The 18,312-nt window shown below is 70.5% G+C and carries 11 protein-coding genes; 2 read left to right on the top strand and 9 right to left on the bottom strand.

The window, feature by feature from the left end:
* Window positions 1–2: 2 nt before the first annotated feature.
* From BM109_RS29220 to BM109_RS29180, 9 genes are all read right to left on the bottom strand, one after another.
* On the bottom strand, window positions 3–5,576 hold the full coding sequence (locus BM109_RS29220) for a two-partner secretion domain-containing protein (protein ID WP_093350782.1): 5,574 nt from the start codon (window positions 5,574–5,576) through the stop codon (window positions 3–5).
* Window positions 5,577–5,578: 2 nt separating this feature from the next.
* Window positions 5,579–7,294, bottom strand: a complete 1,716-nt coding sequence (locus BM109_RS29215; RefSeq protein WP_093350779.1) for a ShlB/FhaC/HecB family hemolysin secretion/activation protein — start codon at window positions 7,292–7,294, stop codon at window positions 5,579–5,581.
* A 341-nt stretch (window positions 7,295–7,635) separates the two neighbouring features.
* A complete protein-coding gene (locus BM109_RS29210; protein WP_256222849.1) occupies window positions 7,636–9,735 on the bottom strand; it encodes a CHAT domain-containing protein in 2,100 nt (699 codons plus the stop codon).
* A 182-nt stretch (window positions 9,736–9,917) separates the two neighbouring features.
* Window positions 9,918–10,955, bottom strand: a complete 1,038-nt coding sequence (locus tag BM109_RS29205) for a porin (RefSeq protein WP_093350777.1) — start codon at window positions 10,953–10,955, stop codon at window positions 9,918–9,920.
* A gap of 117 nt (window positions 10,956–11,072) precedes the next feature.
* Window positions 11,073–12,041: a Bug family tripartite tricarboxylate transporter substrate binding protein gene (locus BM109_RS29200; RefSeq protein ID WP_093350774.1), complete on the bottom strand. Its 969-nt coding sequence runs from the start codon at window positions 12,039–12,041 to the stop codon at window positions 11,073–11,075.
* 129 nt (window positions 12,042–12,170) lie between these two features.
* Window positions 12,171–13,373 (bottom strand): DUF5624 domain-containing protein, encoded by a 1,203-nt coding sequence (locus BM109_RS29195; protein WP_093350772.1) that lies wholly within the window; start codon window positions 13,371–13,373, stop codon window positions 12,171–12,173.
* A gap of 6 nt (window positions 13,374–13,379) precedes the next feature.
* A complete protein-coding gene (locus tag BM109_RS29190) occupies window positions 13,380–14,483 on the bottom strand; it encodes a hypothetical protein (RefSeq protein ID WP_093350958.1) in 1,104 nt (367 codons plus the stop codon).
* A 34-nt stretch (window positions 14,484–14,517) separates the two neighbouring features.
* On the bottom strand, window positions 14,518–15,396 hold the full coding sequence (locus BM109_RS29185; protein WP_093350769.1) for an amidohydrolase family protein: 879 nt from the start codon (window positions 15,394–15,396) through the stop codon (window positions 14,518–14,520).
* 31 nt (window positions 15,397–15,427) lie between these two features.
* Complete coding sequence (locus BM109_RS29180; protein ID WP_093350767.1) at window positions 15,428–16,276, bottom strand: HpcH/HpaI aldolase family protein; 849 nt, start codon at window positions 16,274–16,276, stop codon at window positions 15,428–15,430.
* Window positions 16,277–16,352: 76 nt separating this feature from the next.
* Between BM109_RS29180 and BM109_RS29175 the strand changes: the two genes are divergently transcribed.
* Together BM109_RS29175 and BM109_RS29170 are read left to right on the top strand one after the other, a co-directional pair.
* Window positions 16,353–17,243: a LysR family transcriptional regulator gene (locus tag BM109_RS29175; protein WP_093350764.1), complete on the top strand. Its 891-nt coding sequence runs from the start codon at window positions 16,353–16,355 to the stop codon at window positions 17,241–17,243.
* Window positions 17,244–17,348: 105 nt separating this feature from the next.
* Complete coding sequence (locus BM109_RS29170) at window positions 17,349–18,311, top strand: sce7726 family protein (RefSeq protein WP_256222848.1); 963 nt, start codon at window positions 17,349–17,351, stop codon at window positions 18,309–18,311.
* Window position 18,312 lies beyond the last annotated feature (1 nt).

Here is an 18,312-nt window from a genome sequence, read left to right as displayed (position 1 = left end):
CCCTAGAAGTCGGCGCAGCCGTTGCGCCGCTCGGTGTTCACGCAGCTCAGCAGGTTCGGCCGCGAACGCACGCGCGACCATTCGCGCGCCAGCACGTCGCCGCCCTGCGCCGCGCGGTCGCCGTCCAGCGGTCCGGTCGCCACGCAGATCGGCGCCTGGCCGATGTTGCGGTCGTAGAGGTAGGTCGAGGGCTGGTCGCGCACCACGTCCACCGAGGGCAGCTCGGGCCGCTCGAAGAACACGAAGGGCGGCGGTGGCGGCGGCGCTACCGGCGGCGGCGGGGGCGCGGGCGGCGGCGGCGGTCCCGGGTCGACGCGCAGGTTGCCCGGCACCACCTGCACCGCATAGCCGGCCGCCGAGGCGAAGGCGCCATCGATCGGGTAGTTGCCCGGCGGGCTCGCGGTGTTCGCGCTGGTGCCCGGCGTGCCGCTGAAGCTCGAGGCGTTGTCGCCGAGGATCAGCCCGCTGACGCTGTAGGTGAACGTCGGGTTGGGCGCGCCCTCCTGGCGCGCGGCATTGCCCACGGTCACGATCGCGGTCGGCTGCTGCGCGTAGATGAAGTGGTTGTCGGTGGCCGGCACCGTCACCGTGCACAGGCCCAGGTAGGCGCAGTGGTAGAGGTTGGGCAGCGGGCCCGAGCCCGCGAGGCCGCCGCGGGTCTCGCCGATCCAGGTGTCGGCCCAGACGCGCCAGGTGCCGGCGCCGATGGTGAAGGCGCCCGGGTTCTGGAAGCGTGCCGCCGCCACCAGGTCGGCGCTGGTGCTCGCATTGACGTTGGTGCCCAGCGTGAGGTCGCCCGCGAGCGTGCGCACGAACACGGTGCCGGCCGACATCGACGTGGTCGCCGTGGGCGCGAGCTGGTTGGTCGCCGCGTTGAAGCCGTTGACGCTCAGCGTCCCGATGGTCACGGCGTTCGCATCGACGTAGGCGAAGCCGCCCTCGGCGCCGCCGCTCACGGTGGCGACGTTGTTCGCGGGATTCTGCAGGTCCACGCTCGCGCCGCTCGAGCGCGCGAGCAGCCCGGTGGCGGTGATCGCGCCCGCGGCCGACTGCGTGATGCGGCCGTCGGACAGCAGGCCCAGCTGCGAGGCGCTGACCGTGCCGTTGACCGCGATGTTGCCGCCCGCGTCGTTCTGCAGGGTGAGCGCGCCCGGCGTGGCGATGGCACCGGCCACCGTGATGTCGGCCGCATGGGTGGCGCTGCCCGCCACGATGGTGGGTGCGGCGAGGCGCGCGAACTCGGCGCTCGACACCGAGAAGCCGCCGGTGCCCGCGCCGCCGAGCACGATCGGCGCATTGGTGCTGTCCGACACCGCGAAGTTGGCATCCATGCCGCCGGGCCGCAGGTTGATCGCGTTGGCCGCGCTCACCGGCGTGCCGATCACGATCGCGTCGGCGCTGCCGTCGTTGACCGCGCGCAGCACCACGTTGCGGCTGCCCTGCACCACGGGCGCCGTGCCGGGCAGGCTCGGCGAGCCGCCGGCCTCGATCGAGACGCCGGTGCCGCCGTTCTGCGAACGGCCCGTGATCTCGATGTCGCCGCCGCCGGTGGTGACGATGCGCGCGCCGTTCTCCAGCCGCACGCCCGAATCGGGCGTGGCCGCGGGCACGGTGGTGTCGTTGTTGAAGTTGTAGCCGCGCAGCGCGATGTTGCCGCTGCCAGTGGTGATGCTGCTGCCGCCGTTGACCAGCACGCCGTGCGCCGCCGCGAAGGTCGACGAGGCCTGGCGCCGCGCCACGCCCTGCACCGTCACGTTGCCGCTGGTGGTCGAGATGGTCGAGGGCGTGCGGCCGTCGGTGATGACCACGCCGCTGTTCCAGTCGGCCGAGCTGCCGCGGATGTCGACGTTGCCGGTCGACGTCGCGATCTGCGCGCCCGCCAGCGTCACGTTGCCGCCGGCGATCTGCACCGCGCCGCCTGCGCCGGCATCGGCCTGGCCCACGCGGGTGTCGATCTGGCTGTCGACCAGCGTGACGTAGCCGGTGGGCGCGCCGGGCTGGCCGCTGTAGAGCGTGACCGCGCCGCCATCGGTCTGCACCGAGGCGCCATTCATCTGGATGAAGCCGCTGGTGGGGCTGCCGTCGCCGCGCGCGTTCATCGTGACGCTGCCGCCGCGCGTGGCGATGGTGCCGTTGTAGTTGATCGAGCCGTTGCTGCCGGAAGGCGTGCCGTCGGGATTGACGCCCGCGTTGAACAGCACGGTGAGCGGACCGCCCTTGCCCGACGAACGGATCACCGTGCCCAGGCCGCCCTGGATGCTGTTGCCCGAGGCCAGCTCGAAGCTCAGCGGACCGAAGGCGGCGGTGTAGTCGATCAGCACGTTGTTCGCGAGCGAGATGCTGCCGGCGCCCGGCCCGCCGGTGCCGGTGGTGATCTTCACGCTCGCGCCGCCGTTGAGCGCGGCATTGATGTCGCCATCCTGGATGGTCGAGGTGGCGACCGCGTCGAAGGGATTGGTCGGCAGCGTGCCGGCCGCCGCGCCATTGACGATCGAGACCGCATAGGGATCGATCAGCCACTGCCCCGCGGTGCCGGCCGGCGCGCCCGCGTTGACGCGGATGCCGGTCAGGTCGAGCTGCGTGCCCGAGGTCTCGATGAAGCCGCCGTTGCCGCCCGTGCTGCCGCCGCGCGCCGACAGCGTGCCGTGGGCGCGCAGGCCGTTGCCCGCGAGCAGCCGGATGTTGCCGCCGTTGCCGTTGGCCGAGGCGCTGTCCGCGAGCAGGCCCATGCCGGTGGCCAGCGCGAGCATGCCGCCGGTCTTGTCGCTCACCGTCGATTCGAAGCGGATGTCGCCGCCCGTGCCCGCGCCGCTCGCGTCGGCCAGCGTGCCGGTGGCGCCCGCGAGGCCGCCGCCGTAGATGTTGCGGCCGGTGACGGCGATGGAGCCGCCGGCCACGGTGCCGCTCGCGGTGCTCAGCAGCGCATCGGGCTGGGCGCCGCGCTGCAGCAGCACGTCGCCGTTGCCGCCGACGATGTTGATCTGGCCGCCTTCGGCACGCAGGCCCTGGCCGGCGCCGCTGGCACGGATCCACACCGCCGCGGGCGTGACGCCTTCGTCGATGCCGGCCGGTGGCGGGGTCGGCACGCCGTTGAAGTCGTAGGTCACGCCCGCGCTGCCGGCGGTGCCGACGATGTCGATGCGCCGCCCCTGGCCGGCCGTGATGCCGGTATCGCCGATCAGCACGCCGTGCGAGGCATTGATGGTGGCCGAGGCCGAGAGCTTGGCGAATTCGTCGGTGCCCAGCAGCGTTCCGAGGTCGGCGCCCTGGCCTTCCACGCGCACGTTGCCGCCGGTGGCGATGTCGACGCCGTTGGCCTGCACGCCCGCGCCCGCGACGTTGAAGCGCAGCCGTCCCACGGCATCGCCGGTGGTCCATCCGCGCGTGCTGCCGCGCAGCACGATGTCCCCGCCGGTGGAGGCGATGCGGCTGCGAGGGCCCGGCACGCTGCCGGCCTCGCGCCCGATCTCCACGCCCTTGGCGGCCAGCCCGCCGACGCCGTCGACGGTGATGGCGCCGCTGCCGGTGATCAGCTCGGAGCTGGAGATCAGCACGCCCGAGCTGCCGTTGAGCGTGGAACTCGAAAACAGCGTGCGGCCCTCGCCACGCAGGTTGATGACGCCACCCTGGGCGCAACTCGCGGCATCGACGCCGCAGGTCGAGATGCGGCTGTTGCGCAACTCGATGCCGGCGCCCACGCCCGAATCGCCGAACTCGGAGGCATAGCCGATAGCGCGGCCGTTGGCGGCATCGCCCTGCCCGTAGAAGCGCACGTTGCCGCCGTTGGTCTCGATGCGCGCGTTCGTCATCTGGATCTGGGCCGCCCCCTCGCCTTCGGAGGTCACGATCGGGGTGTTGCCGGCGCCCGGCACCGTGCCGTTGGCATCGACATTGAAGTCCACGTTCAACGCGCCGCTCGTCGACTGGAGGGCCGAACGGTCGAGCATCGCGATGCCGGTGGCCGAGTCCACGCGCAGCGAGGCGGTGCCGCCCTCGCTCTTGACCACCTGGGCCGCGGTATCGAACAGCACGCCGAAGCGTTCCTGCCCGCCCTCGGCATTGGCCGCGTTGCTCGCGAGCGTGACGTCGGTGCCCTGGCCGAGCGCGCGGCCCAGCGCCTGCGAGCTGATCGGGCTCGAGGCCATGCCGCCGGCGCTGGGAAAGCTGCCGGGGTCGTAGTTCGGCGCCTCGGGCGTCACCACGATCTGCTTGTTGGAATTCAGCGTCCACTTGCCGTTGGCGCCGCCGTTCGCGCCGCCCGCGGCCGACAGCGCGAGGTCGTTGCCGACCTGGACCGCATCGGCGCTGGTGACGATGTTGCCGCCCGCGCCCGAGCCCGATCCCTTGGCCGACAGCGTGCCCGACAGGTGCAGGCCGAGCCGGGTGGCCGGCGGTGCCTCGCTGCCGGTGCCCGGCAGCGAGGCGTAGGTGGCTTGCTCGATGCGGATCTCGCCGCCCGCGGCATTGCCGGCGCGGCCATCGGCACGCACCACGGCCCCCGATCCCAGCAGCGCGGCGGGCGGCGCCGACGCGATCGACAGCCCGCTCATCGCCTTGAGCTGCACCGAACCCCCGCCTGCATCGCCGCTCGCGTCGACCAGCGCGCCATCCATCACGCGCACATTGCCCGCGGCCACCGAGATGCGGCCGCCGACCGCCGTGCCGGTGGAGGTCGCGTCGAGCGTGCCGCCCACGCGCACCTCGTTGTCGGCACCGCCGCCGAGCACGATCTCGCCGTTCTTCGTGCCGAGCGAACGCGCGCGCACCACGCCGGCCTGGTTCACCACCAGCTCGCCGAGGGTGGTCGACTGGCCCACCATCACGACCTTGCCGCCGTCGGCCTGCACGGTGCCCGTGTTGCCGACCGAGGCGTTGGTCGCCATCGAGTCGGACGCGATCGCGATGTTGGTGAGGCCGTCGCCCGCGAGGTCGAAGGTGATCTTGCGGCCCGAGACCAGCGCCACGGTCTGGCCGTCGGCCGTGATGGTGCCGGTGTTGCTCACGCCCGCGCCCATCAGCACCACGGGGCCGCCGGTGGCCGTGATGCCGCCTTCGTTCACCACCGTCTTGGCGTTGGCGTTCAGCCGCTCGAAGCTGAAGTTGGTCGTGCCACCGAGGAAGTTCGCGTCGCTGGTGGTCAGGCCCAGTGTCGAGGCCACGAGCCCGCCCACGTTGACGCTGGCACCGGAACCGAACATCACGCCGTTCGGGTTGATCAGGAACACGCGGCCGTTGGCATTGAGCTGGCCCGCGATGGTCGAGAGCTCGTTGCCGGTGACGCGGTTGAGCAGGATCGCCGAGGCGTTCGGCTGCTGGATGTTGACGATGTTCTTGGCGCCGATCGAGAACGTGGTCCAGTTGACGATGCCGCGCTGGCTGCCCTGCACGATGCTCATGATGTTGCCGGCCTGGGTCATCGAGACCACGTTGCCCGGCAGCGCCGAGGGCAGGAAGCCCGTGGGCAGCACCTGCGCCATCGCGGGCACGGCGCCCGCGCAGATCAGCGAGAGAGCGACCGGCCGCAGCCGCAGGCGGCGCGTGGTGGCGCGAAGAAGAGGAGACGTGCGTTGCTTCATGGTCAGAACGCCTTTTGAACCTGGACGTACAGCCGCGGGTTGTGGCCGCCGCCGTCGGTCTGTGCCCGCGGTGTGCCGTCACGCCAGGCCAGCGTCGCGTTGATCGAGAAATTGCCGGGGCGCGACCAGCTCATGCCGATGCCGTAGCCGCGCAGGCTGTGCGAGTTCTCGCCGTCGAAGGGCGAGGGATGGCGCGCGAGCTTGCCGCGCGCCGCGTCGTAGAACACGAAGGGCGTGAACTCCTCGTTGACCGACCAGCGCCATTCGACGGTGCCGATCACGCCCTGGTCGGCCAGCAGTTCGCCCGAGGGGTAGGCGCGCACGGCGCGCGCGCCGCCGAGCGCGAGCTTCTCCGAAGCATCGAGGTTCCTGCTGGCCCACTGGCCGCCGATGGCGAGGTAGAGCGAATGGCGCGGCACGATCGACTGCAGCCGCGAGAGCTGGAAGCTCATCTTGGTGAAGCCGCCCTCGGTGTGGCGGCCGCCGAAGGCCTGGTCGGCCGCGAGGGTCTGCGGGTCGCGGATCGACAGCGAGCCGTGGTAGAGCGTGCCGGTGCTGGCCCAGTAGCCGCCGCCGAAGACGTCGTCGCGCCGCTCCCAGGCCCAGCCCAGGCCGATGCCGCGCACGCGCTTCTTCACGTCGTAGTCGACGACGCGGATCTCGTCCTTGAGGTCCTTGAGGTCGGCGGTCAGCCGCAGGAACAGGTTCTGCTGGCGCTGGCGGATCAGCGGATAGTTGAGCGAAAAATCGAGCACGTCGGCGCGGCCCTGCGCGTCGAGGTCGGAGAACTGGCCGCCGAGGTCGTAGCTCACGCGCGCCAGGCCCATGCCGGCGCGCAGGCCGCTGGTGCCGATCGGCGCCTCGTAGGCGATGCGGCCGTACTGCAGCGCATTGCTGTCGGACACCATGACGCGCGCGTCGAGGTTGTCGCCGATGCCGAAGGGGCTGAGCCAGCGCACGGTGCCGCCGAGCCGGTAGCGGCCCGATTCCTTGGTGCCATGGTTGTCGCCCTCGGCGGTGAAGGCCCAGCGCGGCGCGGCCGCGACCTCGACCGACAGATCGGTGGTGCCGGGCTGCGTGCCTTCCTGCAAGGCCGACGAGACCTTGACGCCGGGCTGGTCCGACAGCAGCAGCATGGCGCGCTCGTAGGCGGGCGCATTGACGGCCTCGCCCGGCTGCAGCGGCGCGAGGAAACCGCGCACGCGCGCTTCGGCGATCGGTGCCTCGGGCGCCACCAGCACGTCGACGCGGCCCAGCCGGCCCTCGATCACGCTGATCTCGACGATGCCGTCGCGAACGGTCTGCACGGGCACCACGGCCTGCGCGAGGAAGTAGCCGCGCTCCTTGTAGCGCGCGGTGATCGCCTTCGCGAGTTCCTCGAGGTCGGCCAGCGTGACGTCGCGGCCGATGTAGGGCGAGGTGATCGACTGCAGCTCCTCGTTGCTCAGCGCCTTCACGCCATTGAGGCGCAGGTCGTTGAGCTTGAAGGCACCGGTGGCGGAGGTGTTGCGCGACGGCGCGGGCAGGGTCTGCGGCGCGACACCGCCGGTGGCCTGGGCGATCGGTCGGTTGCAACTGCCGCAGGAGTCCTGCGTGGGCAGCAAGGCGGTCTCCTCGGCCTCGTTGGCATGGGCACGCTGGGCGGCCACGAGCAAGGCGGCGCCGAACAGGGCGGAGACGGCGAGGGCGATCGGTGTAGAGCGTTGAAGGGCGCGCATTTCAGGGCTCCACCGCTTTGTTTCTTGCGGGTTGCTGGTGTTTTTGGGGTTCGGTTCGTTCGGGGCGCGTGCACAGGACAGCGGGTACTTCCCTCCGCGAATGTCCCCCGCCCTTCGGGCTCCTCCTTGATTTCGCTGCGGGAAGCACCCACTGCCCTGTGCACGGGGACGCTCGGGTTGCGCGGCCGGTTCGACCGTCGTGTCCAGGCTCACGTCGATGGGGTACTCCCCGCAGCGAAATAAAGGAGGAGGCCGCAGGCCGGGGGACATTCGCGGAGGGGAGTACCCCGTCGGCGTGAGCCCGCCCCGAACAGCAATGCAAGAGAACAACGCGAGACATCTCAACTCCCAACAGTCAGACGCCAGTTGCCGATCAGATTGAACGGCGCCCAGAAGAAGGGATGCGACATCTTGGGATCCTTGAGCACCGCCAGCTGCCCCGCCTGCATTGCCTTCTGCAGGTCGCGGCCCTTGGCGAGTTCGCCGTAGAGCGTGCTCATCAGCACCGCCGTCGCGTCGTCCGACACCGGCCACAGCGAGGCGATCAGGCTCGAGCTGCCCGCGGAGAGGAAGGAGCGCGTGAAGCCCAGCACCTCGTCGCCCTGCGCGATGCGGCCCAGGCCCGACTCGCAGGCCGACAGCGTCACCAGGGCCGTGCCCTGCATCGGCATCTCGAGGATCTCGTGCGCCTCGAGGAAGTTCTGCTTGCCGCCCTCGTTGGCCAGCAGGATGCGCGAGTACAGCGGATCGACCTCGTCGGCCTCCGCATGCGCCGCCACGTGCATCAGCGGCGAGCGCGCCGCCACGTCGCGGAACTGCGTCTTGGTCGCGGCCGCGCCCATGTAGACGCTGTTGCTCGGGAAGTACTGCGCGAGCTGCTTGACCTCGCTCTCGGCGCCCGGCAGGTCGTACTTGTCCTCGATGCGCGGATTGCCGAAGGCCGTGAGCGTGGCGTTCACGCGCGGCGTGCGCTGCGCGAGCTGCACCGCGATGCTGATCGAGGGCGCCACCGCCACCGGGTGCGTCTCGATCACGTAGCGGCCGTTCAGCCGCAGCGCCTGGAACGGCAGGTAGTGCAGCGGGCCGTGCGGCACGATCACCAGCCGCTGGCCGGCCTGCAGGTTCAGCGGGCCGAGCAGCGCGGCACCGAGCTTGTCGGCATTGGTGATCGCGGTGCGGCGGCCACGCACGATGGTGTTGCGGAAGGTCTCGACCAGCTCGGTCAGCTCCTCGCGCTTGACCGGGATCGTCTTGCTCTCGATGCCCGCGGGGCTCACCACCCACACCATCAGCCGGTCGGGCAGCGAATGGAACTGCACCACGCGCTCGTCGGGCGCCAGCGTGCGCTGCAGCGTCGCGAGGTCCACCGTGGCCGAGGCCTGCTCGCTGAGCTTGGCTCGGCCACGCACCGCGTCGAGCAGTGCGCGCGAGCGGCTGTGCTCGCTGACCTCGAAGGCGCGGGCGCTGTCGCCCGCGTCGCTGTAGATGGACACGCCGCGCTCGAACACCGACTGCAGGTCGGAGAACAGCCCCATCTTGAATTCTTCGCTGCGGAACTTCGCGCGCACCTTGTCCACGCCCTCGAGCGCGCGGCCCACGGCCTCGGCCGCGGCCTGCTTCTGGCCCAGTGCCACCTCGCTGCGCGCCACGCCGTCCCAGGCCCAGAGCTGGTAGTAGCCGCTGTCGGCGCCGACCTGGCGCGCGGCCAGCGCGCGGTAGAGATCGCGCGCCTCGGCGGGCTTGTTCTCGGCCAGCAGCAGCCGTGCGCGCGTGCGATCGAGCTGCGCGGCCAGCGGTGCGTCCTTCGGTTGCGGCAGCGTGCCGAAGAGCTCGCGCGCGCGCTGCGTGTTGGTCGGCGTGCCCGATTCGATCAGCGCATTGACCAGCGAGGCCTGCACCAGCGGCGCATAGCGCGGCGAGCTGTTGGCCAGCGCCTCGTCGTAGCTGAGGATCGCACCCTCGTAGTCACCGCGGCGCGTGCGCACGTCGCCGATCACCTTCTGCGCCGGCCCCACCACCAGCTTGGGATCGCGCGCCTCGCTCTTGAGCGCCTCGCGGGCGAACTGCTCGGCCTTCTCGAGCTGGCCCGAATAGCTGTAGACGATGGCCAGGTCGCGGTTGGCCATGGCGCGCAGATTCGGGTCGTTGGTGGTGTTGGCCAGGTGCAGCGCCTTGCTCGCGGCGCGCACGCTCTGGCGGAACTCGCCCGACTCGGCCAGCGCCACCGCCTGGCTGCAGTACTGGTAGCCCGAGAGCTTGACGTTGTCCTGGCCGTAGAGCACCGCGCCTTCGCTGGTCAGCGCCAGCAGCGTGTCGGTGTCGGCGAGCCGGGCCTGCTCCATCTTGCTGGCCGCGGCCTCGGCGCTCGGGCCTTCCTGCGCCTGCGCCGGCGACAGCTGCGTCAGCAGCACCACGCCGGCCCATCCCAGCGCCCATCCCATTCTCGAAAACCTCGCCATTGGACCCCCGCGCGCGGCCGGCATGCCCGCCTTGGCGGGCATCGACGCCGCGGAAGTGCGCGCCGTTCTGGCCTCGTGGGGAAAGTCTAGGGACGGCCCCTACCCCCGCCTATTCGCAATACGGTCTAGCGCAAATGGACTATGGGAGGCGTCACGCCGCAGTCTCAGAAGTTGTGCGAGATGCCGAACTGCAGCCCGCTCGAGGGCATGCCGGGCGAGCCGGCCGGCGAGGAATCGGCCACCACGTAGGCCGCGTTGCCGCGGTTGCGGATGCGCGAATAGGCCGTGTAGACCGCCGTGCGCTTGCTGAGCCAGTGCACGTAGCCGACCGCGAACTGGGTCGCGTCGTCGGCATCGAGGCCGGGACCGCTGCGGTTGGCACGCGCGGCCGACACCTTGATGACACCCGGTCCCACCGGCATGCTCGCGCCCACCATCACGTGCACCTGGCGGTCGTTGTACGCCTGGTGGCGGTGGTAGTTGGCGTAGAGCTTCACCGGCCCGAAGTCGTAGGTGCCGCCCACGGTCGCGGTGCGGTAGACCTGCCCGTTGGCCACCGGCGTGCGGCCATAGGCGGCCGCGACGTCGAGCGGGCCGTTGGCATAGCCCAGGCGAGCGCCTGCATAGCGCATGCCTTCCGCGCCCTCTGGCATCGCGTACATCGCCTGGCCGTAGAAGCCGCCGAGGTCGCGCGGCAGGAAGTAGCCGACCGAGTTGTCGACCCGCACCAGCGTGCGCGCGCCGCCCAGGCCCATGGGCCAGCCCTCGACCATCGCGGCCGAGCCGCCCACGCCCACCGTGCCGAAGGGCGAGAACTGCGAGACGTTCCAGAAGGTGGGCACGTAGTCGCGGCCCAGCCGCAGCTCGCCCCAGGTGCGGCTCGACAGGCTCATCGTGGAGCGCCGGTGCCAGTAGACGCCCTGGTACTCGCCGGTGTCGGGCAGCAGCGCCGACTCGAGCCAGAAGCTCGCGACCAGCCCTCCCCCCAGGTCCTCGCTGCCGCGAAAGCCCAGCCGGCTCGGGAAGATGTTGCCGCCCTGGTCCATGGCGCGCACGCTCTTGCCGCCGGCCTTGCTGTAGGTGAAGTTGAGGTCGACGGTGCCGAAGACCTGCACGCTCGACTGGGCCTGCGAGAGCAGCGGCAGGGACGAAAGGAACAGGGCGGCCAGGACGGCGCGGAACGCGAAGGGGATGTTGCGCATGGGTGTCTTCCGAAAAATGGGCGAGCGAAAGCCGGCGCTGCGGCCCTCGGGCCGGCGCGGCGCGGTCGAAATGGAAAGTGGTGCGAGGTGGCGCGGGGCGAAGCCCGGCCCCGGCGCTCAGTCGATGCGGATGTTCTTGGCCTTGATGAGCTTGCCCATCGCCTCGGCCTCGCGCCGCACGATGGCGCGCGTCTCCTCGGGCGTGGTGCCCATCGGCTCGAGCCCGGCCTCGGCGATCAACCGCTGCAGCTCGGGCGACTGCGTGGCCGCGCGGATCTCGCGGTTGAAGCGGTCGACGATCTCGGGCGGCGTCTTCGCTGGCAGCCAGAAGCCCAGCCAGGTGAACACCTCCAGGCCCGGATAGCGCTCGGCCAGGGTGGGCACGTCGGGCAGCGCGGCGCTGCGCTGGCTGCCGGTGTAGGCGATGGGCTTGACGCGGCCCGCGCGGATGTTGGGCAGCGCCGAGATCGGCGGCTCGAAGCCCAGCATCACCTGGCCCGCGATCACGTCGGGCATGGCGCTCTGCTTGTAGGGCACGTGCAGCAGCTCGATGCCCGCGGCGTCCTGCAGCAGCTCGAAGCCCAGGTGCGCGGTGCTGCCCGAGCCGTAGGAGGCGAAACTCACGCGGCCCGGGTCCTTCTTCGCGAGCGCTACCAGCTCCACCAGGTTCTTCGCCGGCACCGAGGGGTTGGCGACGATGAACGAGCCGCCCTTGAGCGCCTGCGTGACCGGCACCAGGTCGGTCTGCGGGTTGTAGGGCAGCTTCGACAGCAGGAACGGCGTCATGGTGAACGGGTTGCTGGTCGAGAACAGGATGGTGTAGCCGTCGGGCGCGGCCTTGGCGACCGCGTCGGTGCCGATGGCCGCGAGCGCGCCGGGGCGGTTCTCGACCACCACCGGTGTCTTGAGCATCTGGCCGAGCCGCTCGGCGTAGGCGCGCGCGAACACGTCCGAGCCCACGCCGGCCGGCGTGGGCGTGATGATCCTGATGGGGCGCTGGGGCCAGGCGCCGGACTGCGCCTGCGCGCCGGCGCTGGCCAGTGTCAGTGCGAGGGCGGCGCCCCACAGGGTTGCGAGCTTTCTCATGGTGTCTTGTCTCCGTTCTCTTTTCTATGGATCGAATGCACGCGGCGCGGCCGCCGGCGTGCCTGCTGTCTGGCGCTTCTTCTTTTGTCGTCCCGCCTCCGGCGTGCCGTCGCCGGCCGCCACGTCCGCTCAACCGCCGGCGTGCGGCGCCAGCGGTGGATAGCTCACGTTGTCCAGCCCCGGCACCACCAGCCGCGCGGGCTCGTTGCCGTTGGCGCGCAACTGGTCGACCGCGTAGTCGACCACGCAGCCCGAGAGCAGTTGCCGCGGGTCCTCGAGCACCACGCGCAGCCGCGTGTTGAGCGCGAACCAGTCGTCGGGACTCGCGATCGCCGGCATCTCGCCGACCGACTCGGTCTGCGCATCGATGCGGGGCCGCCCCGCGGCGCCGGGCTCGAAGCGCGGGTAGCCCTCGTACATCAGCGGCCCGAGTTCGCTCACGGTGCGCGTGTGGGCCCAGATCTGGCGCAGCGGCTCCTCGAAGGCGCGCACCGCCGCGAGATCGGGCAGCTCGGCCACCTTGAAGCTCGGACCATGCGGCGCGATGTAGAGCCGGTCGAGCGCGAGCCGCTGGCCCGAAGCCGCGAGGATCATGGCGGCGACCGAGTTGGTGGTCCAGGTCACGCCGGCCGTGGGCCGGCCCTGGCGGCCGACGATCAGCACCATGGCGCGCGACCAGTCGATCGCATGGCGGTCGAACCAGCCGATCACGCGGTGGCCGGTGTCCATGCCGACCAGGAAGAAGGTGGCGATCATCACGGCGTTCATCGGCACCGTGGCACCCACGGCATCGCCGCGCGCCTCGATGTAGTGCTCGCGCATGTCGGCGGCGGTGAAGGTCTCGGGCTCGCGCAGCGCGCGCTCGAGGTAGCGCTCGGTCAGCGCGCACGAGTAGTCGACCAGCTGCGCGATGCGCGCCTCGCGGCCGCGGTAGGCCGGCACCGCGACGGTGTCGCGCCACAGCGCCTCGGAGTTGGCGGCGCGCGCGGCGCGCGTGCTGTCGATCAGGCGTCGGGTCTCGGCGCGCCAGAGTTCGCCCTCGGAATCGAGCTCGCGCAGCCGCAGCAGCGAGGCCACCGCGGGGCCGTGGTGCGAGATGCCCGCGAGCTCCTTGAAGCCGCGCGTCGACATGCGAAAGCCCTCGATCTCGGGCGGCCGGCCGCCGCCGGGGAACAGCACGATGTCGGTGCTGGTCGCGACGATCAGCGGATCGTGCGCGCTGGCCGCGGCGGTGCGCGCGCTCAGCGTGGCGCCGATGCTCGTGGGCCCGGCCGTGTAGGTCTCGAACAGGCGGACCAGCTCGGGGCTTTCGTGGGGTGCGTAGGTGGCCATGGCGGATCAGCCCGTGATGGAGGCGCCGAGGCCGTCGACGCGGTAGATGCGGCTGGGCGTCGCGAAGCGCACCGCGGCGCTCAGGCTGTTGGCCACCGCCAGATGCAGCGCGCCGTCGGCCTCGAAGAAGGCGGCGTCGGTGCCGCCCGAGGTCGCGAAGCGCGCGGCCTCGACCAATTGGCCTTCGTCCATGCGGAACACGACCGACTCGAGCTCGGGGATCGGCGCCTCGCGCGTGCCGTGCAGGAAGTTGACGAGCACCAGGTGCCCACCCTGCGCATCGCCGCGCCAGGCGAACTCGCGCCCGCCCGGGCCCGCGAGCACCTGGTGGACCGCGAAGCCACCGTCCTGCCAGCGGTACAGCAGCGTGTCGCCATGCAGGTTGGCGAAGGCCAGCCAGGCCTGGCCCTGGGTCTCGAAGAAGCAGAAGGCGCGGCCGCTGCGGCCATCGAGCTGCTGGAACAGTTCGAAGCGCTCGCCGTTCCAGCGCAGCAGCAGCGAGGGCACGGCATGGTCGGCATGGGCCAGCAACTTTTCGCCGCCGACCTCGAAGAAGGCCCAGTTGTAGCCCCAGGCCGAGGGCACGTCCTGGAACGGCACGAAGCGCGTGCCGTCCCATTCGAGGAGGCACGACGACACCGGTTGCGCGGGCTGCTCGCCCGGCAGGGTCACGCCCTGCGCGAGCGCGAGGAAGTGGCGCTCGCCGATCGCGAAGTGGTGCCACTGCTTGGCCGCGAAGCCGTCGATGCGCTGGAAGGGCTCGAAGCGGCCGTCGACCAGCTCGAAGATCGTCGACGGCACGGCCAGCGTGTAGGGATCGCGCCCGCTGCGCAGGCTCGTGGTGGCGAGGAAGGCGCGCTCGCCGATGCGGAAGAACTCGGCGTCCTCGCCGCCGGGCACCGGCAGGCTGGCATGCGGCACGAAGCGCCCGCCCTCCCAGCGGTACACGGGCATCTCGAGGTCGCTGTCGCCCAGCGTCATCTTCGCGGGCTGGCCTTCGACATCGCGCGCCAGCTGCGGCACCGCGAGGTAGCGCGTGCCGCCGTGGACGAAGCCGGCCACCGCGCGCGCGCCGGTGGTGGCGAGTTCCTGGATGCAGTTCAGTTGCATGGCCGGGCTTTCGATCGTGGAGGCATCCATGGTCTCAGAACCCGAACAGCCGCGCCGGGTTGTCGGCCAGGATGCGCCGGCGCGCGGCGGCATCGGGGATCCAGTCGCCCAGCAGGTTCAGCAGCTCGCCGGTGTCGCGCCCGCCCTCGGGAATGTGCGGCCAGTCGCTGCCCCAGATCACGCGCTCGGGCACGGCCTCGACGATGGCCTGCGCGAGCGGGCGCAGCCGCTCGTAGTTGCCGTCCTTGGCGAGCCGGTACGGGCCCGAGAGCTTGAACCAGCCGCGGCCGTCGTGCACCGCGCGCAGCAGGCGGTCGAAGTCGGCGCGCGTGAGGCCGTCGCTCTCGAGCATGTAGCCCATGTGGTCGATCACGAAGTCGCTCTCGATCTCAGGCAGGAACGGGATCAGGTCGCGCACCACCCAGCCCGGCGTGTAGAACTGGACGTGCCAGCCGAGCGCGCGCGTGCGTTCCACGCTGCGCGCGATGAAGCGCTGCAGTTCGGCCGTGGGCAGGCCCGAGCGCAGGAACAGGTCGAGCCGCAGCGCGCGCACGCCGCGCGCATGCATGGCGGCGAGCTCCTCCGCCGAGGTGCCGTCCTCGACCATCGCGACGCCGCGCGCGGCATCGCCCGCGAGGTCGAGCGCATCGAGCATGCAGCGGTTGTCGGTGCCGTAGAAGCTGGGCTGCACGATCACGAAGCGCTCGAGGCCGAGCACGCCGAGCGCGGCGCGCAGCTGCGGCAGGTCGCCGTCGGGCAGCGTGTAGTGCGGCGCGGGCACGCGCGGGTAGCGCGCCTCGGGGCCGAACACATGCACGTGCGCGTCGCAGGCACCGGCGGGCACCTCGAAGGCGGCGCGGGTCAGGGTCTGCGCATCGCGCATCGGCTTGGAAACGAGGATCTGGTCGGTCATGGAAAAGGTCGGATCGGAAATTCGAAGAAGCTCAGTCGAGCAGCACGGCGCCGTCGAGCGGCCGCACCGAATCGAGCGCCTGCGCCACGCGCTCATGCAGCACGGCGAGCAGCAGGTCGGTGTCGATGCCGGTCATGAGGAAGGGCGCCGCGCCGCGGCGGATGCAGTCGGCCACGTAGGCGATGTCGGCCACGCCGCCGATGGCCAGCGGCTTGCCGGCGCGCGCGCAGGCCGCGAGCGCGGCGTCGTGCGCCTCGCGCAGCAGCGGATGCACGGCGGGGCCGCCCGCAAGGTTCATCTCGGCGCTGAGGTCGTTGCTGCCGATCGCCAGCAGGTCCACGCCCGGCACGCGCGCGATGGCCTCGATGTTCTCGATGCCGCGCGGGCTCTCGATCAGCAGCTTGACCACGGTCGAGCGGTTGGCGCGCTCGCGCAGTTCGGCGGCCGGCAGTCGGCGGTAGCCGAAGGCCGGCAGCGCGGCGATGGCCGAGCGATGGCCCTCGGGCGGGAAGCGGCAGGCCGCAACCACGTCGGCCGCCTGTTCGGCCGTTTCCACGCGCGGCACGATGATGCCGGCCGCGCCCGCGTCGAGCAGCCGGCCGATCACGCCGTATTCGCGTTCGGGCACGCGCACGAAGGGCACCAGGCCGATGTCGAGCGCGGTGGCGCAGATGGCGCCGGCCGCGTCGATCGGCATCGCGCTGTGCTCGAGGTCGACCCAGATCGCATGGTGGCCGCTGGCCTTGGCCAGCCGCGCGATCTCGGCGCCGCGCGCATGGCGCACGCCGAGCGCGGCCACCCATTGGCGGCGCGCGAGCCGCTGCATCACGGGGCTGGTGCTTCCGGCGGAAGCCGGCGAAGGGGTGTCTCTTGTCTCCATGGCGGCGACTGTAGGCAGTCGGCCTTATATTTGGAAATACTGATTGGTCACAGATTTCCATACGCAGGAGATATCGATGGAACTACGGCATCTGCGCTATTTCGTGGCGGTGGCGGAGGAGCTGAACTTCACGCGCGCGGCGAAGCGGCTGCACATGGCGCAGCCGCCGCTGAGCACGCAGATCCGCCTGCTCGAGGAGGAGCTGCAGGTGCGCCTGCTCGACCGCGACAAGCGCCGCGTGCACCTCACGCAGGCCGGGCGCCACTTCCTCGAGCGCGCGCAGGCGATCCTCGCGTCGGTCGAATCGGCCAAGGGCGAGGCACGCGACGCGGCCACGGGCGGCATCGGCAAGATCGCGCTGGGCTACACCGCCTCGTCGATGCTGTCGGCCACGCTGCCGGCCGCGATCCGCGAGTTCCAGGCCGCGCATCCGCGCATCGCGCTGGCGCTGCACGAGATGACCTCGCTCGACCAGCTCGACGCGGTGCACGGCCACCGGCTCGACCTCGGCATCCTGCGCCATCCCAACGTGCCGATCCCCGCGGGCATCGCGATCGAGGCCTGGTACCAGGCGCCGCTGATGGTGGCGGTGCCGGCCACCCATCCGCTGAGCCTGGCCCCGGTGCGCATCGCCGACCTGCGCGACGAGCCGCTGATCCTCTACCCGCGCCATTCGGGCATCGGGCTGTACTGGAAGGTGCAGGAGCTGTGCTCGAAGGCGGGCTTTCGCCCGCGCATGGTGCAGGAGGCGCGCGACGCCTCGACCATCGTCGGCCTGGTGTCGGCCGGCGTGGGCCTCGCGATCGTGCCCAGCGGCACCGAGTCGATCCGGCTCGAGGGCGTGGTCTACCAGCGGCTGCGCGAGAAGAGCGCCGTATCGGCGCTGCACCTGGGCTACCGCGAGGCCGACCCGAACCCGTACCTGGGCCTGCTGCTCAAGCAGCTGCGGCGTTCGGCACGGGTCTGATCCAGAGATCCGGCTCAGCAACTCCATGCCTGAGGTCATAGAAAGAACATGCCTCAGCAGGCGCTCGCATGCCCAGTTTGCAAAGCGAAGGCAGGACCTTCTTGCATGGCTTTTGCATGCACGATAATCAAACCTCATCGCCCACTGCTCCTCGTTGCCAGCGCGGACCTGACCACGAAGATGTCACTTACCGCAACTCAACTTGCCGCGCTTTCGCGCCTGTTCTCGTCCAGCGTGTTCCACGAGATGGCGAAGAGAGGGCGCTCGCCTTTGTTTGCGCGCCTGTTGAGTGAGTTGGGGCAGGTAGGTCGGGACATCGCGCGTGAGACAGTCGGTTCGACATTTGACGCTGCCTTCACCGTACTGCGGCGATCTGGGCTGCGTGATGAGTACGTATATCGCGCTGCGCTGACTCACAACGTGCTCCTGGGTCGCCATACGCTGAAGACGGCCAGCATGCTCACAGAATTTCGAGCTGGTGCATGCAAGGCCGACCTTGCTATCTTGAATGGCACGGCCTCCGTCTACGAGATCAAATCCGAGCGCGATTCGTTGGCACGGCTGACCAACCAGATTGCAAACTATCGCAAGGTGTTCGCCAAGATCTACGTGATCGTTGGTGAGCCGCACGTTGAGGAAGTTGTTCGCAGCACCGATGAAGACATCGGCGTGATGAGCCTTGTTCGATGGGATCGAATCCGTACCGTGAGAGAGGCCGCAGACCGCGCCGACATGGTCTGCCCGGTCACGATTTTTGACTCTCTTCGCCTAGACGAGGCGCGCACCATACTCAGCGATCTAGAGGTGTCGGTGCCAGATGTGCCGAACACCTTGCTGTATGGTGCAATGCGCGACTGTTTCGCTCAGTTGAAACCTGCTGAAGTTCACGATCGCATGGTTTCTACATTAAGGCGGACACGCAGTCTCGAGTCTCTGGGAGCTCTAATCGAGCACCTTCCAGTTTCATTGAAACCTGCTGCCCTATCGGTGCCAGTACGACGTGGCAATCATCAAAATTTGATCAATGCGACGCGTGCATCATTTCAAGAAGCGATAACTTGGACTTGAG

The organism is Variovorax sp. PDC80 (assembly GCF_900115375.1).
Lineage (GTDB): Bacteria > Pseudomonadota > Gammaproteobacteria > Burkholderiales > Burkholderiaceae_C > Variovorax.
Note: the sequence above shows the minus strand (reverse complement) of the source record. Positions and strands in the feature narration are given on the sequence as shown.